The 22,048-nt window shown below is 71.8% G+C and carries 17 protein-coding genes and 3 pseudogenes; 11 read left to right on the top strand and 9 right to left on the bottom strand.

What is annotated here, in order from left to right; translation table 11 throughout:
• Positions 1 to 328, bottom strand: a pseudogene (locus EST92_RS21895) (hypothetical protein); the annotation flags it as partial.
• Between the two features lie 215 nt (positions 329 to 543).
• On the opposite strand from EST92_RS21895, the gene EST92_RS21900 reads away from it, so the two are divergent.
• Positions 544 to 1,077: a hypothetical protein gene (locus EST92_RS21900; RefSeq protein ID WP_129282550.1), complete on the top strand. Its 534-nt coding sequence runs from the start codon at positions 544 to 546 to the stop codon at positions 1,075 to 1,077.
• Between the two features lie 30 nt (positions 1,078 to 1,107).
• On the opposite strand, the gene EST92_RS21905 is transcribed toward EST92_RS21900, so the two are convergent.
• The 3 genes from EST92_RS21905 to EST92_RS21915 are packed head-to-tail and all read right to left on the bottom strand — an operon-like array spanning position 1,108 to position 3,590.
• Positions 1,108 to 1,902, bottom strand: coding sequence for an enoyl-CoA hydratase/isomerase family protein (locus tag EST92_RS21905; protein ID WP_129282551.1), 795 nt, complete (start codon positions 1,900 to 1,902; stop codon positions 1,108 to 1,110).
• Positions 1,899 to 2,381 carry a zinc ribbon domain-containing protein gene (locus tag EST92_RS21910; protein WP_129282564.1) on the bottom strand — a complete coding sequence of 161 codons (483 nt, stop codon included), beginning with the start codon at positions 2,379 to 2,381 and terminating at the stop codon, positions 1,899 to 1,901. The genes EST92_RS21905 and EST92_RS21910 overlap by 4 nt, the downstream gene beginning before the upstream one ends.
• A 60-nt stretch (positions 2,382 to 2,441) precedes the next feature.
• A complete protein-coding gene (locus EST92_RS21915) occupies positions 2,442 to 3,590 on the bottom strand; it encodes a lipid-transfer protein (protein ID WP_129282552.1) in 1,149 nt (382 codons plus the stop codon).
• A gap of 108 nt (positions 3,591 to 3,698) precedes the next feature.
• On the opposite strand from EST92_RS21915, the gene EST92_RS21920 reads away from it, so the two are divergent.
• Entirely contained in the window at positions 3,699 to 5,336 is a 1,638-nt protein-coding gene (locus tag EST92_RS21920; protein WP_129282553.1) for a FadD3 family acyl-CoA ligase, read from the top strand.
• Positions 5,337 to 5,385: 49 nt separating this feature from the next.
• Here the strand turns inward: EST92_RS21920 and EST92_RS21925 are convergent, their stop codons facing one another.
• The 5 genes from EST92_RS21925 to EST92_RS21935 form a co-directional block, all read right to left on the bottom strand.
• Positions 5,386 to 5,979, bottom strand: a complete 594-nt coding sequence (locus tag EST92_RS21925) for a TIGR03086 family metal-binding protein (protein WP_129282554.1) — start codon at positions 5,977 to 5,979, stop codon at positions 5,386 to 5,388.
• 115 nt (positions 5,980 to 6,094) lie between these two features.
• On the bottom strand, positions 6,095 to 7,645 hold the full coding sequence (locus EST92_RS21930) for an AMP-binding protein (protein ID WP_129282555.1): 1,551 nt from the start codon (positions 7,643 to 7,645) through the stop codon (positions 6,095 to 6,097).
• A 119-nt stretch (positions 7,646 to 7,764) separates the two neighbouring features.
• Entirely contained in the window at positions 7,765 to 7,929 is a 165-nt protein-coding gene (locus tag EST92_RS31205) for a hypothetical protein (RefSeq protein WP_154073988.1), read from the bottom strand.
• Between the two features lie 134 nt (positions 7,930 to 8,063).
• Positions 8,064 to 8,240, bottom strand: a complete 177-nt coding sequence (locus tag EST92_RS31210) for a hypothetical protein (RefSeq protein ID WP_154073989.1) — start codon at positions 8,238 to 8,240, stop codon at positions 8,064 to 8,066.
• Between the two features lie 212 nt (positions 8,241 to 8,452).
• Positions 8,453 to 11,389 (bottom strand): BTAD domain-containing putative transcriptional regulator, encoded by a 2,937-nt coding sequence (locus EST92_RS21935; RefSeq protein WP_129282556.1) that lies wholly within the window; start codon positions 11,387 to 11,389, stop codon positions 8,453 to 8,455.
• Between the two features lie 255 nt (positions 11,390 to 11,644).
• On the opposite strand from EST92_RS21935, the gene EST92_RS21940 reads away from it, so the two are divergent.
• The 9 genes and pseudogenes from EST92_RS21940 (at position 11,645) to EST92_RS21980 (ending at position 21,989) form a co-directional block, all read left to right on the top strand.
• Positions 11,645 to 12,871, top strand: a complete 1,227-nt coding sequence (locus tag EST92_RS21940) for an amidohydrolase family protein (protein WP_129282557.1) — start codon at positions 11,645 to 11,647, stop codon at positions 12,869 to 12,871.
• 74 nt (positions 12,872 to 12,945) lie between these two features.
• Positions 12,946 to 13,863 (top strand): annotated as a pseudogene (locus EST92_RS21945) (XRE family transcriptional regulator); the annotation flags it as partial.
• Between the two features lie 154 nt (positions 13,864 to 14,017).
• Positions 14,018 to 14,290 (top strand): annotated as a pseudogene (locus EST92_RS21950) (LLM class flavin-dependent oxidoreductase); the annotation flags it as partial.
• 641 nt (positions 14,291 to 14,931) lie between these two features.
• A complete protein-coding gene (locus EST92_RS21955) occupies positions 14,932 to 15,297 on the top strand; it encodes a MerR family transcriptional regulator (RefSeq protein ID WP_129282559.1) in 366 nt (121 codons plus the stop codon).
• 158 nt (positions 15,298 to 15,455) lie between these two features.
• On the top strand, positions 15,456 to 16,424 hold the full coding sequence (locus EST92_RS21960) for a TIGR03619 family F420-dependent LLM class oxidoreductase (RefSeq protein WP_129282560.1): 969 nt from the start codon (positions 15,456 to 15,458) through the stop codon (positions 16,422 to 16,424).
• Positions 16,425 to 16,568: 144 nt separating this feature from the next.
• The gene (locus EST92_RS21965) at positions 16,569 to 17,354 is read left to right on the top strand and encodes a glucose 1-dehydrogenase (protein ID WP_129282561.1); all 786 of its coding nucleotides are present in this window, start codon (positions 16,569 to 16,571) and stop codon (positions 17,352 to 17,354) included.
• 114 nt (positions 17,355 to 17,468) lie between these two features.
• A complete protein-coding gene (locus EST92_RS21970) occupies positions 17,469 to 18,593 on the top strand; it encodes an LLM class flavin-dependent oxidoreductase (RefSeq protein ID WP_129282562.1) in 1,125 nt (374 codons plus the stop codon).
• A 139-nt stretch (positions 18,594 to 18,732) separates the two neighbouring features.
• Positions 18,733 to 20,472, top strand: a complete 1,740-nt coding sequence (locus EST92_RS21975; RefSeq protein ID WP_129282563.1) for a D-aminoacylase — start codon at positions 18,733 to 18,735, stop codon at positions 20,470 to 20,472.
• Positions 20,469 to 21,989, top strand: coding sequence for an aldehyde dehydrogenase family protein (locus tag EST92_RS21980; RefSeq protein ID WP_254068950.1), 1,521 nt, complete (start codon positions 20,469 to 20,471; stop codon positions 21,987 to 21,989). The genes EST92_RS21975 and EST92_RS21980 overlap by 4 nt, the downstream gene beginning before the upstream one ends.
• The last annotated feature ends 59 nt before the right edge of the window (positions 21,990 to 22,048 follow it).

Below are 22,048 nucleotides of genomic sequence, written 5' to 3' on the forward strand. Positions count from 1 at the left end.
GGCCGCGGGCGCCGGCCGTCAGCTCGCTCGCGGCCTGCCCCTGGCGGACCATCCACAGGACCGTGAAGCCGAGCACCACCAGGCCCGCGACGGTCACCAGCAGCCGTGAGCGCAGGGCGACACCGATCAGGGTCAGCAGCGCGGCGAAGGCCATGGGGAGGAGGAGGGAGCCGAAGAGCGCGGCACCGTAGCCCGTGATGCCGTGGAAGAGGTCCTCGATCCGGACGTCACTGCCGTGACGGCCGTCGTACCAGGGACGGAAGGGGCTCCAGACGGCGGCCGTCGCTCCGGCGAGGGCGATCAGCGACCCGAGAACGTTGCGCACCACGGGCGTCGCCTCGTTTCGGGTCGTCCAGTCGTCCTCCGTGACCGACGCTACGCCTGCGCGTCCGCGCCCGCGAGAGAAGTACGCCCGCCCGCGTGGGCGGTGCCCCGTCCGGGGTGTCACCCGCTCTTGCTAGGGTGCCGTGCACGCGTCAAGCCACGGTGTGGCGACGGGGTCGGACGTTTTCACGGGGGATCGAGCGGAGTATGAAGCAGCGCATGCGCACGGGCACGGCCGGCCGCGGGGGCACCCGCAGGGCGGGCAGAGCGGCGGCCGCAACCGCCCTGGTACTGGTCACGGCCGCGACGGCCAGCGGCTGTCTCCTCCCGCAGCGGCACCCGGTGGTGCTGCCCCCGTCCCCGTCGGCCACGCCCAGCGACGTGTACGGCACGAGCGAGCCGTCGGAGGAGCCCACCTACTCGCCGTCGCCGGCCGAGGAGACCTACGACCCGGACGGCCGGGACGACGTGACCGGCAGAAACTGCGACTTCTCCAGTTCGCTGCGCCAGTTCACCTACACGGTCTCCATCACCAATCCGTCCACGACGGACTCCTTCTCCTACGACATGGCCGTCAACTGGATGAAGGCCAAGCCGGCCGACGGCAAGGCGTACGGGCTGCACCAGCGCTCCATCGTCGTCGGCCCCGGGGACACCGAGACGTACACCGCCAAGTACACGGTCAACCAGTCCTCCATCGGGCAGTTCTGGTACACCTGCCAGATCACCCGGGCGCACAAGACGCGTATGTGACCCGTATGTAAGGGGCGCTGTCCCGGTGGGTCACCTCACCGGAGGGCCGTCGTCGGGTCCGCCTTCCTGGTGGCCGGGGCGCTTCCGGGTGGTGAACAGCTCCGCCTGGCGGTCCGGGGGCAGGCTGCCCAGCGCGATCAGCTGCGGGGCGTGCACCAGGGCCGGCGCCGCGGCCGCCTCCCGGGCCGCCCACAGGGCGCGTACGGTGCCCTGGACCGCCTCGGTCGGCTGGGAGGCGAGCACGGCCGCGCGGCGCAGCGCCACCTCGGCCGCGGCGCCGGGCGCGGTCAGTTCGGAGACCAGGCCGATCCGGTGGGCGCGGGGTGCGCCCAGCCGCTCCGCCGTCCCCATCAGGGCCAGCCGGGCGATCTCCCCGTAGGGCATCCGCTGTGCCATGGACATGGATTCGTACGCGCTGACCATCCCGTAGGTGGTGTGCGGGTCGAAGAAGGTGGAGTTCTCCGACGCGATGAGGAACTCGGCCTCGCCCAGGAGGTAGAAGGCGCCGCCGCAGGCCATGCCGTCCACGGCGGCGATCACCGGCTTCCACAGGTCGTTGGCCTTCGGGCCGATGTGGAGCAGCGGGTCGTCCAGGGAGAAGGGTGAGGACGGCTGGGGGACGTCCGCGGAGCGGTCCAGGCCGGTGCAGAAGGCCCGGCCGCCGGCGCCGGTGATCACCGCGGCCCGTACGGCGTCGTCGAAGCGGAACGCCCGCCAGGTGGCGGCGAGTTCGGCGGCGGTGTCCAGGTCGATGGCGTTGTGCCGGTCGGGCCGGTCGAGGGTGACCAGGGCGACCCCGTCCTTGACCGCGAGGCGCAGGGTCATGGCCGCTCCAGGAGCCAGCGGGGCACGGTGACGCCTTCCGGGAGGGTGTGGAAGGCGGCCTTCACCGGGGCGCCGATGCGCAACCGGGCGGGGGCGACGGAGTTGAGCGGGGCGTCCACGGCGGTGACGAGGTTGCCGACGAGGCGGATGCGCGGGGCCTCCGCCAGCTCCACGACGATCGCGTTGTAGCCGGGCAGGGCGGCGTACGCGGGCAGCAGCGGCGGGTGCGGCAGCACATAGGACCAGATGCGTCCGCGGCCGCTCATCTTCTGCCAACGGGCGGCGAAGGACTGGCAGTGCGGGCAGCAGGGCCGGGGCGGGAAGCGCAGTGCTCCGCAGTCGTCGCAGGCCTGGATGCGCAGCTCGCCCCTGGCGGCGTACTCCCAGAACGGGGCGCCGTCCTCGTCGGGGACGGGAAGCAGCAGGCCGGCGGCCTCGTCGGGCCGGTTGTCAGTGGCCGGTGGCACCCTCGGTGTCATGGCATCGCGCACGGATTCCCGCACGGGCCCGCCGACGGGCTCACGAGTGGTCAAGTCGTCTCAACTCCTCAGCAGCAGGGCCGAGGTGGGGACTCCCTCGCCCGCGGTGACCAGACAGGTGGCGGCGCCGGGGACCTGCGCGGTGCTGGTACCGCGCAGTTGCTTGACGCCCTCGGTGATGAGGTTGAAGCCGTGGACGTAGGCCTCCGAGAGGCCGCCGCCGCCGGTGTTGAGCGGCAGCCGGCCGCCGGTCTCCAGGGCACCGCCCTCGGTGAAGGCCGCGCCCTCGCCGCGCCCGCAGAAGCCGTAGCCCTCCAGCGAGAGCGGGATCAGGGGGGTGAAGGCGTCGTAGATCTGTGCCACGTCGACGTCCTGCGGGCCCAGGTCGGCGCCCTTCCACAACTGCCGGGCGGCGGTCCAGGCGGGGCCGGTGAGCGGGTCGTCGTTCCAGTAGTTGACCATGCCGTGGTGCTGGGCGGGCAGGCCCTGGGCGGCGGCGTGGACGTAGACGGGCCGGTGGCGGCAGTCGCGGGCGCGCTCGGCGGCGACCACGACACAGGCCAGCGCGCCGTCGGTCTCCAGGCAGTTGTCGAAGAGGCAGAGCGGCTCGCTGATCCAGCGGGCGGTCATGTACATCTCGCGGGTCAGCGGGCGTTCGTACATGAGCGCGGCCGGGTTCTGGTTGGCGCGGTTGCGGCAGGCGAGGGCGACGTTGAAGAAGTGGTCACGGGTGGCGCCGTATTCGTGCATGTAGCGGCGGGCCAGCATGCCGATCTCGTCGGCGGGGCGCAGCAGTCCGAAGGGGCGGGTCCACTGCCCCGGGGTGGGCAGTTGGACCCGGGTGTTCTTCCAGGGCCGCGGTCCCGAGCCGCGTTTGCGGGACCGCCAGGCGACGCCGACGCTTGCCTGGCCGGTGGCGACAGCGGCGGCCAGATGGGCCACGGTCGCGCAGGAACCGCCGCCGCCGTAGCCGACCTTGGAGAAGTGGGTGACGTCCCCGGCGCCGATGGCTTTGGCGATCTCGACCTCGTCGGTCTCCTCCATGGTGTAGGAGGCGAAGGCGTCCACCTCCGAGGGGGCGATCCCGGCGTCGTCCAGCGCCGCCACGATCGCCCGGCAGGCCAACTCCTTCTCGGATGCCGGAAGTTGTTTCGCGAACGGCGTCTGCCCGATGCCGGCTATCGCCGTAGCGTCCTTGAGGGTCGCCACCGTCACCACCTCCGTGGTCGGTCGTCAGTGCTGACAGCGGAGGAGGCTACCGCTAATCTGACGGCCAGTCAGCTGGTGTGGGCCGGCTCTTCGGCGGGAGGCAGGGCGATGCAGGACGATCCGGACGTGCGCGCCGATCTGGAGTACGGCGCCATCCCCCACCTCGTGCGCGCGGCCGCGCTGCGGTACGGCCCCCGGGAGGCCGTCGTCGAGGGCCGTATCCGGGTGTCGTACGCGGAGCTGGGGGAGCGGGTGGAGCGGGCGGCGGCCGCCTGTATCGCCTCCGGGGTCGCCCCGGGCGACCGCGTCGCCGTCTGGGCGCCCAACACCCTCGACTGGATCGTCTCCGCCCTCGGAGCGGTCACCGCCGGCGCCGTCCTCGTCCCGGTCAACACCCGTTTCAAGGGCACCGAAGCCGCCTATGTCCTGCGCCGCACCCGCGCCAGGCTGCTCTTCGTCACCGGCACCTTCCTCGGCACGTCCTACGCCGCCTCGCTCCGCCGCGCCGCCCGGGAAGGCACCGGCCGCGGCCCGTTGCCCGGCCTGCCGCAGCTGGAGCGGGTCGTGGTGCTCGCCGACGACGCCCCCGCCGACTTCGTCACCTGGCGGGACTTCCTCGCCGGCGGTGCATCCGTGCCCGCGCGGACGGTCCGCGCCCGGGCCGACGCGCTGCGCCCCGACGACGCCTCGGACATCATCTTCACCTCCGGCACCACCGGCCACCCCAAGGGCGCCGTGATCACGCATGGGCAGACCCTGCGCGCCTATGACGTCTGGAGCGAACTCGCCGGCCTCCGGGAAGGCGACCGCTATCTGATCGTCAACCCGTTCTTCCACACCTTCGGCTACAAGGCCGGGGTGATCGCCTGTCTGCTGCGCGGGGCGACGATGATCCCGCAGCCGGTCTTCAGCGTGGAGACCGCACTCGCCCACATCGCCGCCGAGCACATCTCCGTCCTCCCCGGCCCGCCCACCCTCCACCAACAACTGCTCGACCACCCCGCCCGCGGCCGGTACGACCTGTCCGCGCTGCGCCTGGTGGTCACCGGCGCCGCCGTGGTCCCGCTGGAGCTGGTCGAGCGACTGCGCAGCGAGCTGAAGATCTCCACCGTCCTGACCGCGTACGGCCTTTCGGAGAGCTCGGGCATCGTCACGATGTGCCGCCGCAGCGATCCGCCCGAGGTCATCGCCACGACCTCGGGCCGGGCCCTGCCCGGTACCGAGGTCCGGGTCGCCGACGCCTCGGGCCGCCCGGCGGCCCCCGGCGAAGCGGGCGAGATCCAGGTCCGCGGCTATCACGTGATGTCGGGCTACTTCGAGGATCCGGCCGGCACGGCCCGGGCCCTCACGCATGACGGCTGGCTGCGCACCGGCGACGTCGGCGTGCTCGACGCGGCGGGCAACCTCCGGATCACCGACCGCCTCAAGGACATGTTCATCGTCGGCGGCTTCAACGCCTACCCCGCCGAAATAGAGCAACTCCTCGGCCGCCACCCGGACATCGCTGAGGTCGCCGTCGTCGGCATACCCGACGCACGGCTCGGCGAGGTCGGCAAGGCCTACGCGGTCCGCCGGGCCGGCTCCCTGCTCACCGCCGACGACCTGATCGCCTGGTCCCGCCGGGAGATGGCCAACTACAAGGTCCCGCGGGAGGTCGCCTTCGTCTCCGCGCTCCCGCGCAACGCCAGCGGCAAGATACTCAAGACCCGGCTGCGCCACGGCGTCCCGGGTGCCGCTCCCGCGTGAACCCCCGGCCGCCGGAACGGGTGGGCCGGGGACCCCGCACCCCAGCGGCCTACGCCCCCGGCGGTGCCCAGTCGGGCCGCCGGCCGCTGAGTGCCACCACCCGGTCGAGCAGCGGCGCGTCCTCGGGTACCGGCACCGGGGGGCCGAAGGGCCCTTCTTTCGGCCGGCCCTCCTCGGCCCAGGAGGCGAGCAGCGCATGGCAGGCGTCCAGGTCGGCCCGGCCGGGTGCGTACTCCTGACCCGTGGCACGCGCCAGGTCCCAGCCGTGCAGCACCAGCTCATTGAGTGCGACCCGGCCCGCGACCGCGCCCGGCAGGGCGATCCCGGCGTGGGTCTCCCCCTCCCACGCCTGCGGGTCGCGCCAGGCCTCGACCATCCCGCGGAGGTTGCGCTCCAGCTCGGCCCGCCAGCCGGGCTCCACATCGGGCCGGTGCGCCCCGTCCGGTGGGCCGCTGGTCGCCGGGGTCCGCTGCTTGCGTGCCACGTCCTGGAACGCGCCGGCCAGCCCGACGAGATGCCCCAGGAGGTGGCGTACGGCATAGGTCTCGCAGGGGGTGGGCGCGTCCAGCCGCTTCTCGTCGGTGTGTTCCGCGAGCTGCGCCACCAGCCGGGCCTGCGCCGCGAGGTCGATCATCTCGGTCATCGTCCGGGTTCCTTCCGTTCCAAGGGGACCGCGCCGGCACGGAGCTGCCGCCGCTCTCCCAGTGAAGACTCCGTCCGGGCCCGGAACTCATCGCCACACCGCCGAGGACCGCCGACTACTCCGTATACCGCGCCCGCAGGGCCGCCTTCAGCACCTTGTTCAGCGGCCCGCCGCGCGGCAGCTCCGCGGTGACCTCCAACTGCTCCGGCAGCTTCTGCACCATCAGACCGGCCGCCCGCAGATGCGCGGTCAGGCCGTCCAGGGTGGGCGGCGGCGCGGCCGGATCGGCGGGGGTGACCACCGCACACACCCGCTCGCCGCGCTCCCGGTCCGGCAGCCCGATCACCGCCGCCTGCGCCACGGCCGGATGGGTGTGCAGCAGATCCTCGATCTCCTGCGCGGAGATGTTCTCGCCCTTGCGGATGATGATGTCCTTGAGCCGTCCGGTGAGCACCAGATGCCCGTCGGGGCGCACGGTCCCCAGGTCACCGGTGTGGAAGAAGCCCTCGGCGTCGAAGGCCTCCGCGGTCAGCGCCGGGTCGGTGTAGCGCCGGAACAGCATCGGGCCCTTGACCGTCACCTCACCGCTCTCCCCGGTCCGGGCCTCGGACCCGTCCGGCCGGGCGATCCGCACCCGCGCGCCCACGACCGGCCTGCCGACCGTCCGCGCGAGCTGCTCGTCGCTGTCGTACGGCGTGCCCATCGCGATCATCGGGCACTCGGTCATCCCGTAGCCGTGCACGATCGCGCACGCCAGCTCCCGCCGGGCCGCCCGGTAGAGCTCCGGCGGCATCGGCGCCCCGCCTCCGGACAGCAGCCGCAGCGACGGGATCAGTCGGCCCGCCTGCGGCCGCTGCTGCCTGTAGTGCCGCGACTCATCGAGAAATGCCTGGTAGAAGGCGGTACTTCCGCCGGCCATGGTCACCTTGTGCCGCCGGTAGACATCGGCCGCCCGGCCCGGCTCGAAGCTGTCCAGGACGACCGCCGGAAACCCGCCGACCAGCATGGCGACGACATAGTCCGGGCCGGCGATGTGCGCGTACGGGAAGGCCATCGAGCCGATGTCGTCCGAGGACATCCCCAGCGCGGTGGCCAGCCCGAGGCCACCGGCGATGAGGGTGGCGTCGGTGTGCTCGACGCCCTTGGGGGCGCTGGTGGTGCCGGAGGTGTAGTAGATCCAGGTGGTGTCCCCGTCGCCGACCGGCGCCGGCTCCGGCAGCCCGGCCGGGTCCCCCACCGGCAGCCCCTCGTCCACCGGGAGCACCCGCACCCCGTCCCCGGCGAGCGTGCGCGCCATCGCGGTGTGGTCGAACCCCCGCCACACGCCCGGTACGAGCACCCACTCCGGCGCCGACTCCGCAAGGATGAAGCCCACTTCGCGTTCCCGGTGAAGGGGGATGACGGGTATCTGCACGGCCCCGAGCCGGGCCAGCGCGAGCGACGCGATCACCGTGTCGATCCGGGTCGGCAACTGCCAGGCCACCCGCGTCCCGGCGCCGATCCCCAGTTCCCGGAACCCGGCCGCCACCCGCAGCGCCTCGTCCCGCACCGCGTCGAAGGTGACCGTCCGCCCGTTCCCGTCGAAGAACATCGGTGCCCCGCGCGAGGCCCGCGCCCGGTACTCGGCCAGTTCCCAGAGCGACTGCGGACGAGCGGACTCCCTCACGGCGCGCCTCCTGACGGTGGGCAGGACGGAACGTGGTCCGGCCCCGGCACGACCTCGCCGGGGCCGGATGGCGCGACTGTAGCAGCGGAACTGACGGTGCGTCAGAGGTCCGCAGGGGCCTACTGCGGGGCCTGCTGCGCGGCCACGGGCCGGTGCCGGTCCAGGGTGGTCAGGCCGGTACCCGGGACGGGATGGGCGCTGTCGGCCAGTGCCGGTGCCGCGGCGCCGCCGGCTATGGCGGTGGCCACGGCAAGGGTCACGAGGGCCGTCTTGAGTCGGTTCATGCGAACTCCGGGTGCTGGAAGGTGCCGTACGAGGAGGGGAGCCGGAAAAACGCCGCAGGGACCGGTCCCGATGGCTCCCCTCCGTGCCATCGAAACCAGCCCCTGCGATCCCCCGAAAACGTGGTGCGAACCGCTCAGACCTCGTGGGGGTCCGTGATCGGCCGGTGCTTGTCCTTGGCGGACAGGACGCCGGGCACGGGCGTCTGCGACGCCTCCGGCGCGGCGCCCTCGCCGATGATCGGCCGGTGCTTGTCCATCGGCTTGATGATCGGCTTCTGGTTGGGCTGGATGTTGTTCTCTTCAGTACTCACGGTGACCAACTCCTGTGTATGGGCGCTGTACAGTACGCCTCGCCGGCGACTCCCCCGTGGGCCGCCGGAGAGGTGTACCAGGGCCGAACACCTTACGGTGGGGCCGGGTCACCGAGCCGCTTGCCCCCCGAGGCGGCGGTTCGGTAATGAAGAGACTGGCCGGTGGCGATGAACGATCGATAAACGTCCGCGATTACGTCGCTGACCTGCGACTATGCGGCGGCCACCGGAGCCAGTAGCGAGCGCACCGTGAGGGATTCGGGCGAGCCGAGCCGGTCGTGGATGGCCAATGCTTCCTGCCAGCACACCCGCGCCCGGCCGGGGTGGCCGATGGCGTGCAGGGCCCGGCCGAGCGTCGTCAGGGCATTGGCCCGCCACCACTCGCCGCCGATACCGCGCAGCGTCGTCAGTGCCTGTTCGGCGTGGTTGGCGGCGTCCGCGGGCCGGTTTCCGGCCAGTTCGACCTCGGCGAGGCGGAAGTACGTCATGCCCTCCCAGAACCGCTGGCGGCTCTGCTGGAATATCGTGAGCGCCTTCATCAGCTGAACGGTGGCATCGTCCAGGCGGTTGGCCAGGGTGAAGGCCAGCGCCAGTGCGTACATGCCGTTGGCCAGGCGCCGTTCGGCGCCGAGCCGGCGGTAGATGGCGATGCCCTGTTCGGCGAGCGCGATGGCGCTGTCCGTGCGCCCGGTGTCCAGATGGACCCGGGAGAGGTTGCACAGCGCGCTGGCCTCGGACTGCTCGTTGTTGTCCGCGCGGAAGGCGGCGAGCGCCTGGTTGAGGTAGGCCTCCGCGTCCGCGTGCCGCTTCTGTTCACCGGCGATGATGCCCCGGTCGTTGGGCGCGTTGGACGACGAGAAGGGGTCGCCCACCGCCAGACCGAGGAGCATGGCCGACTTGGCGTGCTCGTCCGCCTCGTCGAGCCGTCCCGCGAGGGTGTGGACGTTGGTGAGCGAGGTGTGCAGCCGGGCCTGGGCGTGCTGGTCCTCGGCGGCCCGGGCGGCCGCCAGCAGCCGCACATTGGCCTGCTCGTACTGCCGGGCGTCGGCGCCGGACTCGGCGAGGTCCAGGGTCAGCAGCAGCAGGTCGACCGAGCGCCGCAGGAAGGCGGGGCCGGTGGCCTGCTGGGCGCAGGCGAGCACACAGCTGGCCTCGCTGAACAGCCAGGACAGCGCGGCCTGGCGGTCCGTCAGCTCCAGCCCCGGATAGCGGGTGGTCTCCATGTGGTCGATGAGCCGGTCGCCGGGCCGCTCCAGGGCGTACATCCGGGCGGCCGTCGCCAGATAGAAGTCCAGCAGCCGCGAGAGCGCCGCGTCCCGCTCCGAGGGCGGCTGTTCGTCCCGCTCGGCGCAGTCGCGGGCGTAGAGCCGGACCAGGTCGTGGAAGCGGTAGCGGCCGGGGGCGGCGGATTCCAGGAGGCTGGCGTCGACCAGGGATTCGACGAGGTCCTCCGCGTCATCGAGGTCGAGGTCGAGCACGGCCGCCGCGGCGGGCAGCGAGATGTCCGGGCCGTCGGCCAGCCCCAACAGGCGGAAGGCGCGGGCCTGATGGGGCTCCAGCTGCCCGTAACCCAGCTCGAAGGTGGCTTTGACGGCGAGGTCGCCGGCGCGCAGCTCGTCCAGCCGGCGGCGTTCATCGGCGAGCTTGCGGGCCAGGATGGACACCGTCCACGTACGGCGCGCGGCGAGCCGGGAGGCGGCGATCCGGATGGCCAGCGGCAGGAAGCCACAGGCGCCGACGACGGCCATGGCGGCCTGCCGCTCGGAGGTGACGCGCTCCTCGCCGACGATGCGGGTGAAGAGGGTCAGCGCCTCCTCGGGGCTCATCACATCGAGGTCGATCAGATGCGCCCCGGCCAGGTCGATCATGCGGGCGCGGCTGGTGATCAGCGCGGCACAGCCCTCCGCACCGGGCAGCAGCGGGCGGATCTGCGCGGCGTCGCGGGCGTTGTCCAGCAGCGCCAGGACGCGGCGGCCGGCGAGGGTGGAGCGGTAGAGCGCGGCGCGCTCCTCCAGGCCGTCCGGGATGGCGGAATCAGCGGTTCCGAGGGCCCGCAGGAAGGCGCCGAGCACCGCCTCCGGCTCGGAGGGGGCGTGCCCCGCGCCCTGGAGGTCGACGTAGAGCTGACCGTCGGGGAAGTGCTCACGGGCGGCGTGCGCGACATGGACGGCGAGGGTGGTCTTGCCGACGCCGCCGATGCCGGTGAGCGCGGAGACGGCCATCACGCTGCCCTCGGCGGTGGCGAGCTGCCCGCCGAGGTCGTTGACGAAGGCGCGGCGGCCGGTGAAGTCGGCCACGGTGGCCGGGAGTTGCTGGGGGCGCACGAAGACCTGGTCGCTGGTGTCCGGACAGTTGTCGACGACGGGCGGCGCGTCCAGGTCGGTGTCCGCACGCAGGATCCGCTGGTGCAGGTCGGAGAGCGAGGCGCACGGATCGACCCCCAGCTCATCGGCGAGCAGCCGGCGGGTGTCGGCGTACACCGCGAGCGCCTCGGCCTGCCGTCCGCTGCGGTACAGCGCCAGCATGAGGAGTTCGCGCAGCCGCTCGCGCAGCGGGTGCGCGGCGGTGAGCGCGGTCAGCTCCGACACCACCTCGGCGTGGCAGCCGGCTTCCAGATCGAGTTCGAGGCGGGTCTCCGTGAGGGACAGCCGCCACTCCTCCAGCCGGGTGCGCTGGGTTTCCGCGTACGGCCCGGCCAGCCCGGCGAGCGGTTCGCCGTCCCACAGCGCCAGGGCCTTGTCGAGGAGTTCCCGGGCGCGGGTGCGGTCACCGGAGGCCTTGGCCTTCTCCGCCTCGCCGGCGTACTGCTCGGCGTGGTCGTGGTCGAGGTCCAGCGGGCGGCCGTCCACCGGCCTTAAGGCGTAGCCGCCGGACTCGCTGACCAGGGCTTCCGAGTCGTCGCCCAGCGCCTTGCGCAGCCGGGAGGCGTACGTGCGCAGCGCGGCGAGCGCGGCGTGCGGCGGCTCGTCGCCCCACAGGGCGTCGACGAGTTCGGCCGCGGTGGCGGTCCGTCCGCCGCGCAGCAGCAGTGCGGCGAGCAGCGCACGCTGCTGCGGGGAGCCCGCTGCCAGCGGCGTTGCGCCGCGCCAGGCCCGTACGGGACCGAGCACGGTGAAGCGGAGCCGCTCCCGCCCCGGACCGTCGTCCATGGTGCCCCCCTGCCGTGTGCCATCTGTCGCGCTGTACGCACTGCCTTGCTGTGCGCAACGGTCAGTCTGCCTTGTCGCGCCCGCTTCCGTCAGTAGGGGTCCCGACCGTGCACAAAGCCTGCCCGCCTGATCGGGGCCGGGGGCGGGGTGGCGCACGGCGGGGGCGCGGAGGCTGACGCTCCGTGCGCCCCTGGGTTCCCGGCCTCCCGGCATCCGTTACTGACGGATCGTCAGATCAGCGCTACCGTATCCGGCATGGCGACCTTCCCCAAGATCATTTCGGTGGACGACCACACGGTGGAGCCTCCCCAGGTCTGGCTGGATCGGCTCCCGTCGAAGTACCACGGCACCGGACCGCGCATCGTCCGGGCACCCGTGAAGGAAATGTCCTTCGTCGGCGGAAAGTTCGCTCCAAAGATGGGCGCCGCGGGTGACGACGGCCCGATAGCCGACTGGTGGGTCTACGAGGACCTGCACCGCCCGCTGACCCGCCTCGACACCGCCGTCGGCCACTCCCGCGACGACATCCGGCTCGAAGGGATCACCTACGAGCAGATGCGCCCCGGTTCCTTCAGCGTGCCCGAGCGACTGGCCGACATGGACCTCAATCACGTCCAGTCCGCCCTGTGTTTCCCCACCTTTCCCCGCTTCTGTGGCCAGACCTTCACCGAGGCCAAGGACCGCGAGCTGGGGCTGCTCGGCGTACGGGCCTACAACGACTGGATGGTGGAGGAGTGGTGCGGCCCGCAGGCACAGGGCCGGCTGATCCCGCTCACCCTCGTCCCCCTGTGGGACGCGGAACTGGCCGCCGCGGAGGTACGGCGCAACGCGGCGCGCGGCGTCCGTGCCGTCTGCTTCAGCGAAATCCCACCCCACCTGGGCCTGCCCAGCATCCACACCGACCACTGGGACCCGTTCCTGCGCGCCTGCGACGAGACCGGCACGGTCATCGCCATGCACATCGGCTCCTCGTCGAAGATGCCCTCGACCTCCGCCGACGCCCCGCCCGCCGTCGGCTCGACGATCACCTTCGCCAACTGCTGCTTCTCGATGGTCGACTGGCTGATGAGCGGCGCATTCGACCGCTTCCCGCACCTGAAGATCATGTACGCCGAGGGTCAGATCGGCTGGATCCCGTACATCCTGGAGCGCGCCCACGTGGTCTGGGAGGAGAACCGCGCCTGGGGCGGCGTCGCCGACAAGGTCCTGCGCCCACCCGCCGAACTCTTCGCCGAGCACATTTACGGCTGCTTCTTCGACGACGCCTTCGGGCTGCGGAACCTCGACGCGATCGGCGTCGGCAACGTCCTGTACGAGACCGACTACCCGCACTCGGACTCGACCTGGCCCAAGTCCCGGGAGGTCGGCGAGTCCCAGATGGGTCACCTGCCCCCCGACGTGGTGGAACGGATCGTGCGCGGCAATGCGATCGAGCTGCTGGGGTTGACGGGGGAGGGGCTTTGGGCGGGGGCGGGGGGCTGAGGCGCTACGGCTGCCCGTCGGCCACCTTCCCGTAGTCACGCCTGGCCCACACGTTCCCTCTGACCACGCGGTGCGAGGCGCCGGCGCCGGAGCATCTCCGGGAGCGCCTCGTCCGTGCCTGGGCCGCCCGGCATTCCGCTCCTCACCACCGTGACGTCATCGGCGCCCTGCTGCCGGACCTCATCCAGGACGCACAACTGGCGGTGTTGCAGGCCGACTCAGCGAGCCAGCGTCGCACATCGCAGCGGATTTTGTCCGAGGTGTACAGCCTCAGCCGGTTCTTCCTCGCCTACCAACCGGATGCCTCGCTGTTGTGGCGGGTGGTGGAGCGAGGAATGGTCGCCGCGCAGGAATCCGAGGATCCGCATGCCATCGGTGTATCGGCGTGGCTGGCGACTCAAGCGCACCGGGACAGCGGACACGCGCACTTCGACGCTGCCGACGCAGTGAATCTGGAGACCATCCGCTATCTGGAGCCGCTGTTGCCGGATGCCGGAAACGAAGTGCTTGCCATCACGGGAGCCCTGCAGTTCGAGGCCGGGTACACGGCAGCCCGCCGCGGCGACACCGGGACCGCCTGGCGCTATTGGGACGTGGCACGCGCCATGGCCGAACGGCTGCCCGCCGACTACTTCCACCCCGTCACCTCCTTTTCGCGAGCCGTCATGGGTGCGCATGCGGTCACCGTCGCGGTCGAGCTGCACGCGGGACCGGAGAGCGTCCGGCAGGCGGCCGCTGCGGACACCACGACCCTCCCTTCGCGTCCCAGACGTGCCCGGCACCGCATTGAGGAAGCGCGCGGATATCAGCTCGACGGGCAGGCGGAGGCCGCCCTTGCCGCCCTCGGCAAGGCGTACGAGGCCGCACCGGAAACCGTGCGCTACAACGGCTACGCCCGACGCGTCCTCCTCGAAGAGGCGGACTCGAAGAGTCCGGCACAGCGACGGCGAGCGAGCGAACTGGCGGTGAGAATCGGCGCGCTGGCGGCGTGAGCGAGGGGGCACAAAGTGTGCCCCTGCTGCCTTCTCCGGGCCCCTACGGTCAGTCATCGCATGACTGCCGAAGGCTCCGCAGTCGTGCTTGGCGTGGCTCGGGGCATGACCCACCTGAGAAAGCAGGCCGACATGGCGAACTGTCTCGCGTATGGGGCTGGGGCAGGCGCCGCGCCCCGTGCAGACGCCGCGCCCGCCGGTCTGGGTGGGCGGCTCCTCGCCCGCCGCCGTACGCCGGGCCGCGGTGCGGGGCGACGGGTGGTTGCCGCAGGGCGACCGGCGGGACGCACTGCCCGGGCAGATCGCGAAGCTGCGGCGGCTGAGGGAGGCGGCGGGGATCGAGACGCCCCTCGTGACGGCCGTCCCGATGGTGGCCGGGTCGAAGGAATGCCTGCACTGGGTCGAGACGGCCACGACGCCGGAGTGAGCGCGGGTCGGCGCCCGTACCTGGCGGCGGCCGGCGCCCGTACCTGGCGGGCCGGGCGCCGCCGGCGGGGCTGTCGCGCCCGTCGTTCACTCTCCCGGCGGAGCAGCTTCCCGAGGTGTGGGCGCGGTAGAACCACTACATCCCGCTTCGAAGGAAATCTGTCATGGCAAGTGTAGACATGTGGTTTGGAAGGGGTTAGGGTTCTGTTTGTAGTCAAGACAGCGAAGAAGGCATGGCAGACATGAACTGCCGTGCATGCAGGTCACAGCAGGTGTGGAACGGCAGCGGAGTAGCGGGGCCGGAAATGGTGGGTCCCGTCGCTGGCTGCCGGGCCAAGCGGTCCAAGGGGCCGCAAGCAGTACCCGCAAGATCCGCAGTACGACCGATTCAGCGAACGAGGTAAGGAGCAGACGCCATCAGGATCGCCCGGGCGAGGAAGAACACCGCTCGGGTACCGCAGGCCCCAGAATGGAAGGTGGTCCCCGGTCACGTATTTGCGATCCCCGCACCTCCGCCCTCCCAGGTGGACAAGCGGAAAAAGAAGGCCGGCGCAGTGAGCCGGTAGATGGTGTTGAAAGCTCGGGGCCCGGGTGCCGCACGGCACCCGGGCCCCTCGATGCGTCCCCGAAAGACGAGGTGCTATGCCACCTAGCAGTCCCCGCCCCACCGACAATCTCGACGACGACGATTACCCCGCCTACACCATGGGTCGGGCCGCCGAAATGATCGGCGCAACGCCCGCCTTCCTCCGCACCCTCGGTGAGAACCGCCTGATCACCCCGCTGCGCTCCGAGGGCGGCCACCGCCGCTACTCGCGTTACCAGCTGCGCATCGCCGCCCGGGCCCGTGAACTCGTCGACCGGGGCACCAAGATCGAGGACGCCTGCCGCATCGTCATCCTCGAAGACCAGCTTGAGGAAGCCCGGCGGATCAACGAGGAACTGCGCTCCCGCGGTGCCGGCTCGCAGCCGAACGCGGCACGTGCCTCGTCCGGCGGCGAAAGCTGAGCGGTTGTGCGGGCCGGTAGGCCGCGGGAGGCAGGGCCCTCCTCGGACCGAATCCCGGTGGTCCGCTCTCCTGCGCCCCTTGCCTGATGCCTCGGCAGGTACGACGATGTCCCGCGCAAGTTATATGACGCTCCGTCAGGTACGGTCGGGGAGGGCGTATGGACAGCGCGGACGAAGCGGTGTGGCGGCCCCGGGCGGGGCGGCTGGCGTACGGCATGCAGCTTCCGGTGCAGGCGCAGAGCACCCTCTTCGCGGAGAGCTGGGAGCCGGCCGCGGGGCCCGGGGACCTGGTGGCCGTCGCGCGGGCCGCCGACCACTACGGGTTCGCCTACCTCGCCTGCTGTGAGCACATCGCGATCCCACGGCGGCTGGCCGAGGCGATGAGCACCGTCTGGTACGACCCGGTCGCCACCCTCGCGCATCTGGCCGCCGTCACCGAGCGGGTGCGGCTGCTCAGCCATGTGGCGGTGGTCGGGCTGAAGCATCCGCTGGTCACGGCCAAGCAGTACGCGACGCTGGACCGGCTCTCCGGGGGGCGGCTGATCCTCGGGGTCGGGGCCGGACACGTCCGGGAGGAGTTCGAGGCGCTCGGGGTGGACTTCGAGCGGCGTGGCGCGGTGCTGGACGAGACGGTCGACGCGCTGAAGGCGGCGCTGGGGCCGGAGGAGTTCCCCGCGTTCGCGGGGGAGCGGTTCGCGTTCGAGGGGCTGGGGCAGGCGCCGCGCCCCGTGCAGACGCCGCGCCCGCCGGTCTGGGTGGGCGGCTCCTCGCCCGCCGCCGTACGCCGGGCCGCGGTGCGGGGTGACGGGTGGTTGCCGCAGGGCGACCGGCGGGACGCACTGCCCGGGCAGATCGCGAAGCTGCGGCGGCTGAGGGAGGCGGCGGGGATCGAGACGCCCCTCGTGATCGGCGCCCTCGCCGAGCCGCTGTATGTGGGCAAGCCGGGGTGGGTGGTCGGCCGGCGGACGCTGTCCGGCACGCCCGAGCGGATCGCGGGCTCGCTGCGGGAGTACCGGGCGATGGGCGTGGATCAGGTCCAGGTGCGGTTCCGCAGCCGCAGCCGTACCGAACTGACGGACCAGATGGCGGCGTTCGGGACGGACGTGGCGCCGCTGCTGGGCGGTTGACGGGCCGCCGTCCCGGGGCCTGCACGCCGGTGGGGACGCACGTACCCCGCCGGGAGGGGCGCACGTACCCCAGGGCGCCCACCAGCGGAAACGGACGTACGCACCAGCAGGCACAGAGGTACTCACCGGCAGAGGAGTGCAGGCATGGGCAAGCTCGACGGGCGGGTCGTCATCGTGACGGGTGCGGCGCGTGGGCAGGGTGAGCAGGAGGCGCGGCTGTTCGTCGCGGAGGGGGCGCGGGTGCTGCTCGGGGACGTGCTCGACGAGCGAGGGAAGGCGCTCGCGGGGGAGCTCGGTGAGCATGCCGCGCGGTACGTGCACCTGGATGTGACGCGGGAGGCGGACTGGCAGGCCGCCGTCGTCGCCGCCAAGGACACCTTCGGGAAGATCGACGGGCTGGTCAACAACGCCGGGATCCTGCGCTTCAACGAGTTGGTGTCGACGCCCTTGGCGGAGTTCCAGGAGGTGGTGCAGGTCAACCAAATGGGGTGCTTCCTGGGGATCCGTACGGTGGCGCCGGAGATCGAGGCGGCGGGCGGCGGCACGATCGTCAACACGGCTTCCTACACGGCACTGACGGGCATGGCGTTCGTCGGGGCGTATGCCGCGACCAAGCATGCGGTCCTCGGGCTGACCCGGGTCGCCGCGATGGAGCTGGCGGCCCGGAAGATCCGGGTCAACGCGGTGTGTCCGGGGGCGGTGGACACCCCGATGACCAACCCGGCCGGGCTCGACCCGGCCGTCGACCCCGCCGGGTCGAAGCGGGCCGTCGACGAGCTTTACCAGAAGCTGGTGCCGCTGGGGCGGATCGGGCAGCCGGAGGAGGTCGCCAAGCTGGCGCTCTTCCTGTCGTGCGCGGACTCGTCGTACATCACCGGGCAGCCGTTCGTCATCGACGGGGGCTGGCTGGCGGGGGTCAGCATCGTCTGATGCAGCGTCAGGTCGTGCGGTGGTGGCCCTTGACGCTCCCTGCGCGCGCTGGAACAGTCGGCACATCGAATCTGACGATGTGTCAGAAATAGTCCCAGGGGACGGTGAACCTCCGTGGAATTCGGGCTCTTTGTACAGGGGTACGTGGGCAAGCGGGCCGAGACCGATCCGCTCGCGGAGCACAAGGCGCTGATGGAGGAGACCGAGTACGTCATCCAGGCGGACGCGTCGGGCTTCAAGTACGCCTGGGCGTCCGAGCACCACTTCCTGGAGGAGTATTCGCACCTCTCCGCCAACGACGTCTTCCTCGGCTATCTGGCCCACGCGACCGAGCGGATCCACCTGGGGTCCGGGATCTTCAACCCGCTCGCCCAGGTCAACCACCCGGTGAAGGTCGCCGAGAAGGTCGCCATGCTCGACCACCTCAGCGAAGGGCGCTTCGAATTCGGCAGCGGGCGGGGCGCCGGCAGCCACGAGATCCTGGGGTTCCTGCCGGGCATCACCGATATGAACCACACCAAGGAGATCTGGGAAGAGACCATCGCCGAGTTCCCGAAGATGTGGCTCCAGGAGGAGTACCCCGGGTTCCAGGGCAAGCACTGGCAGCTGCCGCCGCGGAAGATCTTCCCCAAGCCGTACGGGGCCTCGCACCCGGCGATGTGGTACGCGGCCGGCTCGCCGTCCTCGTACGCCATGGCCGCGAAGAAGGGCCTGGGCGTCCTCGGCTTCAGCGTGCAGAAGGTCTCCGACATGGAGTGGGTGCTGGAGCAGTACAAGACGGCGATCCGGGACGCCGAGCCGATCGGTGACTTCGTCAACGACAACGTGATGGTGACGTCCACGGCGATCTGCGCCGAGACGCACGACAAGGCGGTGGAGATCGCGGTCAACGGAGGGCTCAACTACCTCCAGTCGCTGGTCTTCCGCTACCACGACACCTTCCCGCGGCCCGACGGCATCCCCGAGTGGCCCGAGCTGCTGCCCGACTACACCGCCGAGGTCATCGAGCTGCTGATCGCCGAGGAGCTGATGATCTGCGGCGACCCGGACGAGGTGCTCGGGCAGTGCCGGCGGTGGGAGCGGGCCGGCGCCGACCAGCTGAGCTTCGGTCTGCCGATCGGGATCTCGTACGAGGACACCATGAACACGATCCGGCTGATCGGTGAGCACGTGATCCCGGAGATCGACACGGATCCGGTGCACCGGACCAGCCGGTTCCGGAAGGCCGCGGGGAGCTGAGGTCCGGCGGTAGACCCTGAGGCCGAGTTCTGTCAAGGAGAAGCCGGGGAACGAGCCTGGTCCGCCCGGGTCGGGCCGGGTTCCGCCGTGGAGAAGTCGATTTCCGCTGACGACCGCTGAGGAGAAGGGGGCATCGCCCGTGCTCGACCACCTGATCAAGGGCGCGACCGTAGTGGACGGAACGGGCGCGCCCTCGTACACCGCCGACGTCGGCATCGAGGCCGGCCGGATCGCCGTCGTCGCGCCGGCCGGCACCATCACCCAGGACGCGACGACCAGCGAGGACGCCACCGGTCTGATCCTCGCTCCCGGTTTCGTCGACCCGCACACCCACTACGACGCCCAGCTCTTCTGGGACCCGTATGCGACCCCCTCGCTCAACCACGGGGTGACGACCGTGGCGGGCGGCAACTGCGGATTCACCCTGGCACCGCTCCACCCCGGTCGGCCCGCGGACGCCGACTACACCCGCCGGATGATGTCCAAGGTCGAGGGCATGTCCCTGGTGGCGCTGGAGCAGGGCGCGCCCTGGTCGTGGAGCTCGTTCGGCGAGTATCTGGACGCCCTGGAGGGGCGGATCGCGGTCAACGCGGGCTTCATGGTGGGGCATTGCGCGCTGCGCCGCTACGTCATGGGGGAGGACGCCGTCGGCGGGCAGCCCACGCCCGCGCAGCTGGAGCAGATGCTGACGCTCTTCCACGAGGCGATGGACGCCGGGGCGTGGGGCTTCTCCACCACCCAGTCCGCCACCCACTCCGACGGCGACGGGCGGCCGGTCGCCTCCCGGCACGCCGAGCCCGCGGAACTGCTCGCGCTGGCGCGGGCCGTCGCCGCGCACGAGGGCACCCAGATCGAGGCGATCGTGGCCGGCTGTCTCGACCGCTTCAGCGACGCCGAGATCGAGCTGCTGGTCGAGCTGAGCGTCACGGCCGGGCGCCCGCTGAACTGGAACGTGCTGACGATCGACGCGGCCGTCCCCGGGCGGGTGCCGCGGCAGCTGGTCCCCAGCGAACGGGCCCGGCAGGCCGGCGGCCGGATCGTGGCCCTGACGATGCCGATCCTCACGCCCATGAACATGTCGCTCGGCACCTTCTGCGCCCTGAACCTGATCCCCGGGTGGGGCGACGTCCTCGGCCTGCCCGTGCCCGAGCGGATCGAGCGGCTCCGGGACCCCGGCGTCCGGGCAGAGTTGCTGCGGCGGGCGAACAGCAAGGAGGCGGGTGTCTTCCGTCGGCTCGCCCACTTCGGCCGGTACGTCATCGGGGACACCTACTCCGCGGCGAACGAGGGCCTGACCGGGCGCGTCGTCCAGGACATCGCGGCCGAACGCGGCCAGGAACCGTTCGCGTGCCTGGTCGAGATCTGCGCCAACGACCAGCTGCGGACGGTGCTGTGGCCGATGCCCAGCGACAACGACCCGGCCTCCTGGGCCCTGCGCGCCGAGACCTGGCAGCACGAGGACGTGCTGCTGGGCGGGTCGGACGCGGGCGCCCATCTGGACCGGATGTGCGGGGCGCCGTATACGACGCGCTTCCTGGGTGACTGCCTACGGGGCAGGAAGCTGGTGGGGCTCGAACAGGCCGTGAAGATGCTCACCGACGACCCGGCGCAGCTCTTCGGCCTGCGGGAGCGGGGCCGCATCGAGGAGGGCTGGCACGCGGACCTCGTTCTCTTCGACCCCGAACGGATCGACGCGGACAAGGCCACGCTGGTGCACGACCTTCCCGGCGACAGCCCGCGCCTGGACTCCCGGGCGATCGGCATCAACGCGGTGTGGGTCAACGGCGTCGAGGTGATCCGCGAGGACGTGGTGACCGGCGCGGTGCCGGGGACGGTGCTGCGCTCGGGGCGGGACACGAGAACGGTGAGTACCAAATGACGGCTGCGGAACGGCGCGAGCACCAAGTGGACGCAGCGGAACAGGGTGAGCTCCAAGTGACCGCCGCCGAAGGGCTGTTCATCGGCGGTGAGTGGGTCGAGCCCGACGGCGGTCACTACGAGGTCGTCGACCCGGCGACGGAGGCGGTCGTCGGGCTCGCGCCGGAGGCGAGCCGGGCGCAGGTGCACGAGGCGGCGTCCGCGGCGCGTGCGGCGTTCCCGGCCTGGTCGCGTACGTCGCCGGAGCAGCGCGCCGCGCTAATCGACCGGGCCGCGGACCTGATGCAGCGGGACTTCGCCGCGCATGCCGAGCTCGCGCAGGCCGAGAGCGGCGCGACGACCGCCACCGCGCGCGGGATGCAGGTCGGGGTGGGGGTGGCGCGCTTCCGGCGGTATGCGAAGGGGGCGCTGGAGCCCGTCGAGCAGGGGTTGCCGCCGCAGATCAACGAGGCCGGGCCGATGGGCGGGGCGGGCGTGTGGGGTGCGCTGGCCGTGCGGCAGCCGGTCGGCGTCGTCACCTGCATCACCTCGTACAACAACCCCTGGGCGAACCCCGCGGGAAAGATCGCGCCGGCTCTGGCGATGGGCAACACCGTCGTGGTGAAGCCGGCTCCGCAGGACCCGCTGTCGGTGTACCGGATGGCGGCGGCGCTGGCGGAGGCGGGGGTGCCGCCGGGGGTCGTGAACGTCGTCGGCGGGGCCTCGGCGGCGGTCGGGGCGGCGGCCGTCGACTCGCCCGACGTGGACATGGTGAGCTTCACGGGCTCCACGGCCGTCGGACAGCAGATCGCCGAGGTCTGCGGACGCGGGATGAAGCGCCAGCTCATGGAGTTGGGAGGCAAGGGCGCCGCGGTGGTCTTCGACGATGCGGACCTGGACGCGGCGGTGGCCGGCATCGGCACGACGTACTCCTTCTACAGCGGGCAGATCTGTACGGCGCCGACCCGGGTGCTCGCGCAACGGCGCGTGTACGAGGCGCTGGTGGAGCGGCTGACGCAGTACCTGGCACGGCTGCCGGTCGGCGATCCCCGGGCGCGCGGGACGGTGGTCGGGCCGGTGATCTCGGCCGACCACCGTGACCGGGTCGAGTCGTACGTCGAGCTGGGCCGCAAGGAGGGCGCGCGGGTCGTGGCGGGCGGTGAACGGCCGTCCGCTCCGGAGCGCGGCTTCTATGTCGCGCCGACGTTGCTGGCCGACTGCACCCCCGAGATGCGCGTCGTACGGGAGGAGATCTTCGGCCCGGTCGTCGTGGTCCTGCCCTTCGACGAGGAGGACGAGGGGGTGGCGCTGGCCAACGACAGCGACTACGGGCTCATCGACTACGTGTGGTCCGGCGATGTCGCCCGCGCCTTCCGGGTGGCCCGGCAGCTGCGGGCCGGCGGGGTCGGGGTGAACACCGTCGGCCGGAACATGGAAGCGCCGTTCGGCGGCTTCAAGAAGAGCGGAGTGGGGCGGGACGTGGGCTCGTACGCCCTCCATGCGTACAGCGAGCTACAGGCCATCGTCTGGGCGGGGTGAGGCGGGCCGGGCGGGGTCGGGGTGAGGCCCCGGACTCAGCCCCAGCGGCCCACGAAGAC

Origin of the sequence: Streptomyces sp. TM32 (genome assembly GCF_004122755.1) — a bacterium.
Lineage (GTDB): Bacteria > Actinomycetota > Actinomycetes > Streptomycetales > Streptomycetaceae > Streptomyces > Streptomyces sioyaensis.